Origin of the sequence: Gluconobacter sp. P5E10 (assembly GCF_018812145.1) — a bacterium.
Taxonomy (GTDB): Bacteria; Pseudomonadota; Alphaproteobacteria; order Acetobacterales; family Acetobacteraceae; genus Gluconobacter; species Gluconobacter cerinus.
Genome location: NZ_JACRVZ010000009.1, coordinates 60,040 through 71,586, shown reverse-complemented (window position 1 = coordinate 71,586; position 11,547 = coordinate 60,040). Strand labels below are relative to the sequence as shown.

At 56.7% G+C, this 11,547-nt stretch carries 9 protein-coding genes; 3 read left to right on the top strand and 6 right to left on the bottom strand.

Features of this window, described 5'->3' with window-relative positions; translation table 11 throughout:
• Positions 1-286: 286 nt before the first annotated feature.
• A complete protein-coding gene (gene clpB, locus KP707_RS14985) occupies positions 287-2,887 on the bottom strand; it encodes an ATP-dependent chaperone ClpB (RefSeq protein WP_211503544.1) in 2,601 nt (866 codons plus the stop codon).
• An 89-nt stretch (positions 2,888-2,976) separates the two neighbouring features.
• Positions 2,977-4,056, bottom strand: a complete 1,080-nt coding sequence (locus KP707_RS14980; protein WP_211503545.1) for an aldo/keto reductase — start codon at positions 4,054-4,056, stop codon at positions 2,977-2,979.
• 186 nt (positions 4,057-4,242) lie between these two features.
• Here KP707_RS14980 and KP707_RS14975 point away from each other — a divergent pair, with 186 nt between their 5' ends.
• On the top strand, positions 4,243-6,444 hold the full coding sequence (locus tag KP707_RS14975) for a DPP IV N-terminal domain-containing protein (protein ID WP_211503546.1): 2,202 nt from the start codon (positions 4,243-4,245) through the stop codon (positions 6,442-6,444).
• On the opposite strand, the gene KP707_RS14970 is transcribed toward KP707_RS14975, so the two are convergent.
• The 4 genes from KP707_RS14970 to KP707_RS14955 form a co-directional block, all read right to left on the bottom strand.
• Positions 6,441-7,001, bottom strand: a complete 561-nt coding sequence (locus KP707_RS14970) for a hypothetical protein (RefSeq protein ID WP_086633332.1) — start codon at positions 6,999-7,001, stop codon at positions 6,441-6,443. The genes KP707_RS14975 and KP707_RS14970 overlap by 4 nt on opposite strands.
• Positions 7,002-7,017: 16 nt before the next feature.
• A complete protein-coding gene (locus tag KP707_RS14965; protein WP_211503547.1) occupies positions 7,018-8,409 on the bottom strand; it encodes a M20/M25/M40 family metallo-hydrolase in 1,392 nt (463 codons plus the stop codon).
• A gap of 124 nt (positions 8,410-8,533) precedes the next feature.
• Positions 8,534-9,190 carry a glutaredoxin 2 gene (gene grxB, locus KP707_RS14960; protein WP_211503548.1) on the bottom strand — a complete coding sequence of 219 codons (657 nt, stop codon included), beginning with the start codon at positions 9,188-9,190 and terminating at the stop codon, positions 8,534-8,536.
• Between the two features lie 50 nt (positions 9,191-9,240).
• Positions 9,241-9,825, bottom strand: a complete 585-nt coding sequence (locus KP707_RS14955; protein WP_046900835.1) for a YqgE/AlgH family protein — start codon at positions 9,823-9,825, stop codon at positions 9,241-9,243.
• Between the two features lie 70 nt (positions 9,826-9,895).
• On the opposite strand from KP707_RS14955, the gene KP707_RS14950 reads away from it, so the two are divergent.
• Both KP707_RS14950 and KP707_RS14945 read left to right on the top strand, forming a co-directional pair.
• Positions 9,896-10,651 (top strand): SDR family NAD(P)-dependent oxidoreductase, encoded by a 756-nt coding sequence (locus KP707_RS14950; protein ID WP_211503549.1) that lies wholly within the window; start codon positions 9,896-9,898, stop codon positions 10,649-10,651.
• Positions 10,641-11,519, top strand: a complete 879-nt coding sequence (locus tag KP707_RS14945; RefSeq protein WP_086633337.1) for a PPK2 family polyphosphate kinase — start codon at positions 10,641-10,643, stop codon at positions 11,517-11,519. The genes KP707_RS14950 and KP707_RS14945 overlap by 11 nt, the downstream gene beginning before the upstream one ends.
• Positions 11,520-11,547: the final 28 nt, after the last annotated feature.

The window sequence follows — 11,547 nt, the reverse complement described above, 5'->3', positions numbered from 1 at the left end:
TATCCCTTCCAATTCCATATTCAATTTTCAAAGATCATCATCTCAATCCGTCCCGGCCAAGCCCTCGAAGAAGGCCCCGCCGCGTCGGTGAACGGGCTTATACGGCCACCACACATCACTGTCAAACAATCATCATACGACACTTATCCACACAACTAACCCACAGATTTCCTGCACTTTCCCCCCTTACACACACTTTCCATTCACAAAACAAAACTAAAAAAATCAAAAAAAAACGCCAGAAAAATCTGGCGCTTTCTTCGAAAGTCCCGGTTTTCCGCGACAATCAGTCTGCGGAGGACAAACGACCATTAATCGTCAGCCCTTTATCGTCTGCAGAGACGGTGATGGTGTCGCCATCCCGGATGGTTCCATCCAGCAGAAGTCCTGCCAGAGGGTTCTGAAGGCTACGCTGGATCACCCTCTTCAGCGGACGGGCGCCATAGACTGGATCATATCCTGCTTCGGCCAGCCACTCGGTCCCCTTCTGATCCAGATCCAGTGTGATCTTGCGATCTTCCAGAAGCTGACGCAGGCGACCCAGCTGGATATCGACAATCCGTCCCATATCCGCGCGCTGCAGACGGGAGAATAGAATGATCTCATCCAGACGGTTCAGGAATTCCGGCCGGAAGTGATTGCGCACCACCTGCATGACCTGCGCCTGAACCAGTTCCGGCGATTCACCATCTTCCTGATTGGCGAGAACATCTGAACCAAGGTTACTCGTCAGAACGATGATCGTATTGCGGAAGTCCACAACACGGCCCTGCCCGTCCGTCAGACGGCCATCATCGAGCACCTGAAGAAGGATGTTGAAGATGTCCTCATGGGCCTTCTCCACCTCGTCAAACAGGATGACCTGATAAGGACGACGACGCACAGCTTCTGTCAGCACACCACCTTCGTCGTACCCAACATATCCCGGAGGTGCGCCAATCAGACGCGACACTGCATGCTTCTCCATGAATTCACTCATGTCGATCCGCAGCAGGGCCTTCTCGTCATCGAACAGGAACTGGGCCAAAGCCTTCGTCAGCTCGGTCTTGCCCACTCCAGTCGGACCAAGGAACAGGAACGACCCAATCGGGCGGTTCGGATCCTGAAGTCCTGCACGGGCACGACGCACAGCATTGGCGACAGCGACCAGAGCCTGCTCCTGCCCAACCACACGCTCACGCAGCGTATCTTCCATCCGCATGAGCTTGGCGCGCTCGCCTTCGAGCATCCGATCTACCGGAATACCCGTCCAGCGGGACACAACCGATGCAATGCCCTGATCCGTGACGCTATCAGCGAACAAGCCAGATTTAGATGCTGCGTCTTCCTCTTCCTGCGCTTTCGCGATCTGAGCTTCCAGGTTTGGAATCAGGCCGTACATCAGCTCGGAAGCCTTCGCGAGATTTCCCTGACGCTGCGCCACATCCACATCGGAGCGTGCTGTATCCAACTGCTCCTTCAGCTTCTGAATGGCGTTCACGCGATCCTTTTCGGCGTGCCACTCGGCACCCATCGCATCGGACTGCTCTTCCAGATCAGCCAGTTCGGCCTCAAGAGCCTGCAGACGATCCTTGGACGCCGTGTCGTCTTCCTTACGGATGGCTTCACGCTCGATCTTCAGCTGAATGATGCGGCGATCGAGTTCGTCCAGAGCTTCAGGCTTGCTGTCAATCTGCATCCGCAGACGGCTGGCAGCTTCGTCAATCAGATCAATGGCCTTATCCGGCAGGAAGCGATCCGTAATATAACGGTTGGAAAGCGTTGCAGCAGAGACGATGGCATTATCCGTGATGCGCACACCATGGTGAAGTTCGTACTTCTCCTTGATGCCACGCAGAATAGAGATCGTATCCGCGACAGATGGCTCACCGACGAAAACCGGCTGGAAACGACGGGCAAGCGCGGCGTCTTTCTCGATGTACTTGCGGTACTCATCGAGTGTCGTCGCACCAATGCAGTGCAGCGTCCCGCGAGCAAGTTCCGGTTTGATAAGATTGGACGCATCCATCGCACCGTCGGAACGGCCAGCGCCCACCAGCGTGTGCATCTCGTCGATGAAGAGAATGACCTCGCCTTCGGCCGTCTCAACTTCTTTAAGAACTGCCTTCAGACGCTCTTCAAACTCACCACGGAACTTCGCACCTGCAATCAGCGCGCCCATGTCGAGCGACATCAGTCTCTTGTTTCGGAGCGCTTCTGGCACATCGCCATTAACGATACGCAGCGCCAGACCTTCAACGATTGCGGTCTTACCAACGCCTGGCTCACCAATCAGAACCGGGTTGTTTTTGCTGCGGCGGGCCAGAACCTGAATGGTGCGCCGGATTTCTTCATCACGGCCAATCACCGGATCGAGCTTGCCAGCCTGGGCGATCGCCGTAACGTCACGCGCATACTTCTTCAGCGCGTCAAACGTATTCTCGGCAGATGCGCTGGTCACTGTCCGCCCTTTGCGGATCTGTGCAACGGCACGTTCCAGCGCAGAGGCATCGGCCTTTCCTTCAACCAGTGCTTTACCCGCAGCTGATCCGCTCGCCGCAATGGCCACGAGCAGGCGGTCCTGCGCAACGTGGCTGTCACCTGCGGCTTTTGCAGCGGCTTCAGCGGAATCCAACAGCCTTACGAAATCAGGCGTGGCTTGCGGCTGACCTGCACCGCCGCCCTGAACCTTCGGAAGCTTGGCAAGTGCTGCATCATTGGCAGTCTGAACAACTTTTGGATCACCACCCGCAGCCCGAATAAGGCCGGATGCAGCGCCCTGATCATCATCCAGCAGGGCCTTGAGAATATGCTCCGGCGTCAACTGCTGATGGTAATCTCGAAGGGCAATAGTCTGTGCGGCCTGAAGGAAACCCTGGCTCCGCTCAGTGAATTTCTGAATGTCCATTCTAATATGTCCTCTCATGCCCCGTATCGGCGGCATATGGTGTCTCGGTCGCCCCCGAAGGCGACGACCGGTGATGAATATTTAGGCACTCATTTTTTTGTTTCAAGGGCATCCCGATGACGTTTCGCTGGCCCGTGCAAGACCATATCGGCCTCCGACAGTCTGCCAAACGCATTCCGCTGCTGATGCCAGTATGGATAAATCAGATCCGGCGCGCTGACATCGTCAAGCCGTGCGACTTGTGCCTTTGTCAGACGCAATGATGCCGCAGCAAGATTATCCAGCAACTGGGTTTCCTTACGGGCTCCAATCACTACGGACGTCACACCCGGTTTGTGCAGCAACCACGCCAGCGCAACGCGTGCAGGCGAGACATCGTGTTCCTCTGCGATCTCCACCAACACTTCAACCGTATCGTAGAGTTTTTCGATATTGCGGACTTCCGGTTCTGGCCAACCCGAAATACGGCGGCTATCCGCAGGCGCCGTCTTCCCGCGACGATATTTGCCCGTCAGCAGCCCACAGGCCAGCGGGCTCCAGATCTGGACGCCCAGTCCTTGATCCACAGCGAGTGGCAGAAGCTCATATTCCGCATCCCGTGCTTCCAGAGAATAATAGATCTGTTCGGAAACCGGCGTAATGAGACGGTCCCGCTCCGCGGCAGACAGAAGCTTCATGGCTTGCCAGCCAGCAAAATTGGAAAGTCCCGCATAGCGGATCTTACCCTGATCCCGAAGCGTCTGAAGTGCCTCCAGCGTCTCTTCAACCGGCGTCAGACCATCCCATTCATGCAGATAATAGAGATCAATATGGTCTCGCCCTAAACGACGCAGGCTGTCATCACAGGCATTCAGAATATGATGCCGCGACAGGCCCTCTTCGTTCGGGCCTTTGCCCGTCGGAAACCGGACTTTGCTGGTCACAAGCAGCTCCCGGCTTCTGCCTTTCAGAACACGACCAAGGATTTCTTCGGCTTCTCCACCCGAATAGCCATCGGCTGTATCAAACATGTTGACGCCATGCTCGACGCAGAGATCCACCATGCGTGTGGCCTCTAAGACGTCAACATTGCCGGTGGAAGCGAAATCGCCCTGCCCGCCGAACGTCACAGAGCCAAAATTGAGTGCGGAAATTTTAAGGCCGGAGCGACCTAGCTGACGATACTGCATATCCATCAGGTTCCTCTTCTGAGACAGACCATGACACACAACACCTCAACGGTGGATCAGTCCCGGTAAAATCGGCCCCGCTCTCATCATCGTGAGCAAGGCGACTTCTCATGCTCGTGCACTCTGTTCAGGAACGACAGGTCAGTCCATGATTGATGTCAAAACTTTTCCTGTCCCGGAGCCGCCATGCCGTCATTCCGTCTCCGCAGAGCCCTGCTGTCCTGCGCGTTCCTGTCTTCCCTGCTTCCCGCCTTACCGGCCATGGCCTCCGAGCCTGCATCGTGCATGCTCGATCTTGCCAAAACACGGAACGGAACGCTGGGTCTGCCCACACGATCAGAAGTGACACCGGACGGGCATTCGGTTCTCTTCCTGCGTTCTGGCCCGTTCGACACACGCCTGCATCTGTTTCGCTACGATCTGCCTGACCATTCGCTGCACGAACTTGCAGCCCCGGAAGCGGGCCCAGAGCACTTGTCCGTTGAGGAGAAAGCCCGGCGAGAGCGGGCCCGTCAGTCCATGTCTGGCATCACCGACTATCAGATGAGCGAAGATGGCGGCACGATCCTGGCATCTCAGGGTGGACGCCTCATCCGCATTGCCGCTGATGACGGCCGGGTGTCTTCCGTTGATGGCAACTGGATCGCCCCCCGCCTTTCCCCGGACGGACAGACCATTGCCGCAGTGCGGGACAATGATCTCTACGCGGTCAATCTGGTAACGGGCGCCGAAACACGGCTGACCACTACAGGCACAGAAACGCTGACCAATGGGTTGGCCGAATTTGCCGCAGCAGAAGAACTGGAGCGCCCGGATGGCGCCTGGTGGTCTCCGGACAGTCAGACCGTGCTGTTCGAAGAAGCTGATTCAGGCAACGTCGAAAAACATTACATCACCAATCCAGAGACGCCGCAGGCGGCTCCGGTCGAGTTCCGTTATCCGCGCGCTGGCACGCCCAATGCACGAACACGTTTTGGTCTCACCAGGATCAAAGGCGGAGACGTTCGCTGGATTGGCTGGGATCATGAAGCATGGCCCTACATGGCACGTGCGGTCTGGCGGAAGAACGGTGGCCTGTTCCTTGTTCTGCTCAACCGGGAACAGACGCAGGAACAGGTTCTGTCCGTTGATCCAGCAACAGGCAAAACGACGCTCCTCCTCGCAGAAAGCGACAAGGCCTGGCTCAATCTTGATCCACGAGACGCCGGTGGCAGCCATGCCTTACCCGTCATGCTGAACGGTCAACAGGGTTTCCTTTGGGCCTCGGAGCGCGGAAAAACGTGGCAGCTTGAACATCACGCCGCAGACGGGTCACTGAAGCGGGTTTTGACGCCCGATACCCTCCCTTACGTCGCGTTCAATGATTACGACGCAGACAGCAACAGCGTTGTCGTGACGGTACGCCCGAACCGAATTGATAACGAGGTCGTCCGGATTTCACTCGCAGACGGCAAGATCACTCCGTTCATCACTGAGCCGGGCATCCACAATGTCCATTTCACCAATGGCACCCATCGCCTGCTGGTCGATGCGTTTGCCGCCGCTGACGGAAGTCGGCGCACTCTTCTGCGAGACGCAAAAGGGAAAATCCTGGCCAGCCTCCCGGGTATTGCGCAGCCCCCTCACCTTCCCGTCCACGTACAGTTCACGACGGCCGGGGAACGACAACTCGATGCAGCGATCATCCGGCCAGAGCATTTTCAGAAGGGCCATCACTATCCGGTCGTGCTGTCCGTCTATGGCGGCCCCGGCGTAAAGCTGGTGCACGATACACCATCGAGCTTTCTGGAAGACCAGTGCCTCGCCAATCAGGGCTATGTCGTTGTCACGCTGGATGGACGCGGCACTCCGGGTCGGGATCATGACTTTGAGCGTGCCATCAAAGGCAACCTGATCGATGCTCCCCTTCAGGACCAGATCGATGGCTTGCAAGGGCTGGGCAAAACCTACCCTGAACTCGATCTGTCACGGGTGGGTGTTTATGGCTGGTCTTTCGGGGGCTACTTCACGGCAATGGCCACCATCCGCCGTCCGGACGTCTTCAAAGTCGGCGTTGCAGGTGCCCCCCCTGTCGATTTCGCCGATTACGACACCGCCTATACCGAACGCTACCTGAACACCCCGCAGAACGACCCGGAAGGATATCGCAAAAGCAACGTCCTAACCTATGCGGACGGCCTGAAACGCCCCCTTCTGGTCATGCACGGCCTGACAGACGACAACGTGTACTTCGAAAATACCATGAAGCTGACACAGGCCCTTCTGAAAGCCGGAAAACCTTACGATCTCCTTCTGCTCCCCGGCACGCATATGCTGCCTGATCCGCTTTTACGCGCACGCGTAAGCCAGCGTCGTGCAGAGTTCCTGGGTGACGCTTTAAAGCCCTAAGGTTGATCTGCCTGGGCCGCATGATCCGAATGGTTCGGAGAGGCAGCCCAGGCTTTCAAGGCTGCCTGATATTGCCGCGATGCTTTGAGCCTGGGCATGTAGGTAATGGCGCGATGGCTGGAGAGTGGGAAGGTCTGCCCATTAAACGATCCTCGCGCGCCACAATGCCCAACCCGACAAGCACTGTCAGCATCCTGCAAAACAACATCTTTCCCAGTCCGGCGAAGCGTCAGGCGACAGGGCTTCTCACCGGCCATGAAGGGCGGTTCCTGATACACCAGAGCCTCTCCCTCCATGCGGCCGATGCCTGACAGGGAACACATGTGCCCATTGAAGAACTGTGTTTCTATTCGCAGATAGGCCGCCTCTGCGCTGACGGGCACAACCTCCAGAACATTGTCGCTCCAATAGGTATCACCCGACACGTCACCGTTTTGGAAATGCGTACTGTACCGCCCGGAAAGCTGATTTTGTTCAGGAGCTGGCCTCCCCATCGCGACATGAGCCATCGTCGCTCCCGCCAGAACCACGCCCAAACAGACAGCAACACTCCGCATCTACAAAGCCTTTCTCTTAGTGAGACAGCTCCGGAATCAAAACCAGAAGCGCATCCATTGCCGGACCAACGGCGGAAACCGGCGTCCGTTCATTCAATCCATGCATGAAGGAGTCTGAATTCTTTATGAAGATCGGGCTGATGCCATAGCTGGGAACACCATGAGAGCGGAACCACATGCTGTCGCTCGCTCCGGATGACATGGCTGCAAAGACCGGCACATCCGGATAAACCGCATGAATAGCGGCATCAATCGCATGCACCACATCAGGCCGCATGGGAGAGGCAGCAGTTTCAACGGACCCTTCTGTCGCGTCTTCAACCTTCATACCCGGGTCCTGCGCCGCGTCGCGCAGTTCAGCCATGATCGAAGCCCGGGAATGCCCCGGAAAGATGCGACAATTGATATTAGCCGTCGCCCGCTGAGGAAGCGCATTGAGCGCATGACCACCTTCAATCATCGTGACCACACAGGTTGTGCCAATCCGCCCCACAAAGGACGGGTCAGCCGATAGCGTGGCAATGGCCTTTTCATTGGCTGGATTGGCTGCGAACGCCTTCATGGCCGCCGCAATATCAGGCTTCTGCCAGCGAGCCGCGTTGACAAAGAAACTACGGCTCAGGTCATTCACTTCCGGTTTGAAGCGATGTTGCTGGATCCGCAGAAGATCGGCACTCAGCTCATCAATGGCATTGACGGATCTCGGCTCCGAAGAGTGACCACCGGGGTTCGTCACGGTCAGACGGAAATCAGCGTAGGTTTTTTCCGCACCTTCCCATGTGAAATAATCTGGCTTCCCCGTCTTTTCATCCAACGTGCCATTGGCCCCGTCCATGTTCAGAACAAGTTCGGCATTGGACAACTTGTCAGCGATGATGGCGCCAGTTGCCATCGTCGTCTCTTCATCTCCCGAGAACTCGATGATGATATCCCGGCGGGGCACGTACCCTTCTTTTTTTAGCTCCAGCAGAGCAGAAATAGCCAGTGTATCATCCAGCTTCATGTCCGTTGAGCCACGGCCGAGCAGATAGCCATTTTCAATCTGTGGTTTGAAAGGATCATGCGTCCAGTCAGATGCCTTGGCTTCAACCACATCCATATGGCCGGAAATCACCAGCGGCTTGAGAGACGAATCACGGCCAGGCCAACGGGCGATCAGATACGCTGTATCCTTGTAGGGCGTGATCGTCACATCAGCAGGCGCAAAACCTCCCTTAACCAGAGCTTCCCGGAAAAGGGCTGCGACCTGTGGTGTCTGGTTGGCTGGCCCCGCAACAGATCGCAGGGCTATGGCCTGCTCAGCAAGGTTCAGGGCCTGCGTTGCGGCGTCATGATGCTGGGGAGCTGCGGCAAGCGTGCTCCCGCTCATCAGGGCCAGTAACAATCCTGCGCCAATCGTATTCCGCATCGTCTTCTCCTGCATCAGATGCGAAATCGTAACCATACGGACAGTGGATGCCTAGCCGGTGCGTTGCAGGACATCTCCATCCATCTGACGAGACGGTTTCAAGATGTCCTGCAATAGCCTTCCATCAGGCCGCAAACCCATCCAGCAGGCTCACACCGGATTTTTCAGATATGGTCTGACGGTAAGCCTCAACCCCGAGCGGGTAACGCAGCCCTTTGATGAGTGACATGCTGTGAAGCTGGGCAAACAGATGGATATCGTCTGTGGAAAGCGTGCCATTCACGGCTTCAGGAGACTGGATCAGGGGTTCAAGCTCTTCCAGCAATGCGTTCAGCTCTGCAATTTCCTTTGAGCCATCCGCCAGAATTTCCCAGAACGGGCCGGTAGATTCTTCCTTGCGACGAATAAAGCCCGCCCGGGAAGACGTTGTCGCGAATTCAGGCAAGGGTGCGCAAACTGCACGCGGCAGGAAGAGTCGATACGTGGCCTTGCTGCTTGCACGCAGCCAGTCTGCAATGTCCTTGCGAACCGGCCCATTCAGAACCGGCGCGCCAACTCCATCAATATGGGAGACGATATCCATGCTCTCCGGCATGTATCGACCGTTCTCCTCCAGAATCGGGACAACCTTTCTCCCAACCATACTGATCGGGCCAGCTTCGTCGTCATTCAGGAAAATACGCTTCTCGAACGGGATGTTTTTCAGGCCAAAAATCATCATGGCCTTCACGCAAAACGGGCAATGCTCATAAACGTGAAGGATACGGGTTGTCTGATTCATGATCTGAAAATCCTCATGTCTGTCAAAAGTCGTTGCTCCGAATAAATCGGTCAGGCTTCACCCATAGCGGAGGAGAGCAGCAGCGGATCAATATTGATGGCCGCCAATGCCTTTCCCCATTTTTTCGAATGATCCATGCCAAAGACAATCTCATCACTGGCCGGCGCAACCAGCCATGAACTATCCCTCAGGATCTCTTCTTCAAGCTGACCCGGTGCCCAGGATGCATGGCCAATGGCCATCAATGCCCGCTTGGGGCCCTGCCCCGCAGCAAGCTCCCGCAGCACATCCAGACTGGCCGTCAACGTCGCCTGATCATTGACGCCCAGGCTGCCCTCTCCGTTCCAGTCGGTCGAATGCAGAACAAACCCGTGTGAATGATCGACAGGGCCACCCATACAGACGGCAATCCGGCGTTCCGGAGGGTTTGGCTCGATTCCGAGCTGCGCAAAAAGATCATCCAAACCCGGCTGGGCCAGACGACGGTTGATAATCAGCCCCATCGCCCCGTCTTCGGGGGAGTGAGCACAGAGATAGATCACGCTCTGGGCGAAGACTGTCTCCGCCAGTTGCGGCGCCGCAACCAGGAGCATGCCTGTCAGGTTGTCATTCTGTCCGGCGAGTGTTTTCTTCATTCTCTACAAATGGGTGCATCTCGTGCCTCTTTGCAAGCGTTCCCATGTCGAGAGTTTTATGGAGGTCTTCATGTCCCTTACCGTTCTCGTGACCGGTGCCACTGCCGGCTTCGGACACGCCATCGCCACACGCCTCGTACAGGATGGCCATCGCGTCATCGCCACAGGAAGACGGGCAGAACGTCTTGAGGCCCTGAAAGCCGAACTCGGGGACAATCTTCTCCCCTTCCCTCTGGACATGACGGACCGCGACGCACTCCGCGCACTGCCAGGCAGCCTGCCGGAAAACTGGCGAACCGTGGACGTTCTGGTCAACAACGCGGGCCTTGCACTCGGTATGGAGCCCGCACAGGAAGCCAAGATCGATAACTGGGAAACGATGATCGCCACCAACGTCTCTGGTCTGGTGGAAATGACCCACGCACTGCTGCCCGGAATGGTTGAGCGCAACTCCGGATATATCATCATGCTCGGAAGCACTGCGGGCCTCTACCCCTACACTGGCGGCAATGTTTATGGCGCCACCAAGGCGTTCGTGCGGCAGTTCAGCCAGAACCTGCGAACGGATCTTCTGGGCAAGCGCATCCGCGTTACAGATATTGAACCTGGCCTGTGTGGCGGAAGCGAATTCAGCTCTGTTCGCCTCAAGGACGACGACAAGGCAGCCGCTGTCTACAAAGACACCACGCCCCTGACACCGCAGGACATTGCAGAAACAGTCTCCTGGCTCGTGGGCCTGCCGTGGCACGTGAACGTCAACACAATGGAGATCATGCCTGTCTGTCAGGCTTCTGGTGGCCTTGCGGTGAACCGTCATGTCGGCTGAAAGCGGTATTCCCTCGCGCCTCACAATTACGGACGGCACGAAGTTCAAACTGACCGACTTCAGAACCGATGACCGGATTGGGCACGACAAGAAAAGTGCCCATACCCGCATTCGGGACTGCGTGGACCGGATGGCTATTCTGCAAGGGCGTCTGGCGGCCCATGGGTCCCACGGTATTCTGGTCGTGCTGCAAGGGATGGATACGGCAGGAAAGGATGGCGCTATCCGCCATGCCTTTTCCGGTCTGAACCCACAGGGCTTTCACGTCACATCCTTCAAGACACCCGCCGGTGCCGCAGAAAAGCGTGATGACCTCTGGCGTGTGCATCTGATGGCGCCGGCCCGGGGCGAAATCGCGGTTTTCAATCGCAGCCACTATGAGGATGTTCTGATCGCACGTGTGCATCCGGACATCGTCAGAGCACGCGGGCTCAACCCGGATGAGCCCGGTTTCTGGGACCGGAGACTGGCTGACATCCGGCACTTCGAAAGCTACCTGACGCACCAGAACGTCATCATTCTGAAGCTCTTTCTACATATCTCTGCGGACGAGCAGAAGAAACGTATTCTCAAACGCCTGACCCAACCGGAGAAGCGCTGGAAATTTTCTCCATCGGATCTAGCCGAACGTGAGAAGTGGCCGGATTACACCAAAGCTTACGAGGCTGCCATTCAGGCAACGTCTACTCCGGAAGCCCCCTGGCACATCATCCCTGCTGACCATAAATGGGCAGCCCGCTTGATGGTCGCCGAGGCCCTGCTGGAAACCATGGAAAAACTTCACCTCAAAGTACCCGAAGAAAAGCTCTCCGATACATTGAGGGCTGCCCGTGATGCCCTTCTCGCAGAAGGGTCTTCCAGGACCTAATAAAGAAAAACCCCCGCCGGATCGCTCC

What these genes read in the sequence shown, in the direction of transcription:
- KP707_RS14965 (WP_211503547.1), bottom strand. Translation starts at nt 8,409, where the DNA reads ATGCGGAATACGATTGGCGCAGGATTGTTACTGGCCCTGATGAGCGGG.
- KP707_RS14955 (WP_046900835.1), bottom strand. Translation starts at nt 9,825, where the DNA reads ATGAAGAAAACACTCGCCGGACAGAATGACAACCTGACAGGCATGCTC.
- grxB (WP_211503548.1), bottom strand. Translation starts at nt 9,190, where the DNA reads ATGAATCAGACAACCCGTATCCTTCACGTTTATGAGCATTGCCCGTTT.
- clpB (WP_211503544.1), bottom strand. Translation starts at nt 2,887, where the DNA reads ATGGACATTCAGAAATTCACTGAGCGGAGCCAGGGTTTCCTTCAGGCC.
- KP707_RS14950 (WP_211503549.1), top strand. Translation starts at nt 9,896, where the DNA reads ATGTCCCTTACCGTTCTCGTGACCGGTGCCACTGCCGGCTTCGGACAC.
- KP707_RS14970 (WP_086633332.1), bottom strand. Translation starts at nt 7,001, where the DNA reads ATGCGGAGTGTTGCTGTCTGTTTGGGCGTGGTTCTGGCGGGAGCGACG.
- KP707_RS14975 (WP_211503546.1), top strand. Translation starts at nt 4,243, where the DNA reads ATGCCGTCATTCCGTCTCCGCAGAGCCCTGCTGTCCTGCGCGTTCCTG.
- KP707_RS14980 (WP_211503545.1), bottom strand. Translation starts at nt 4,056, where the DNA reads ATGCAGTATCGTCAGCTAGGTCGCTCCGGCCTTAAAATTTCCGCACTC.
- KP707_RS14945 (WP_086633337.1), top strand. Translation starts at nt 10,641, where the DNA reads ATGTCGGCTGAAAGCGGTATTCCCTCGCGCCTCACAATTACGGACGGC.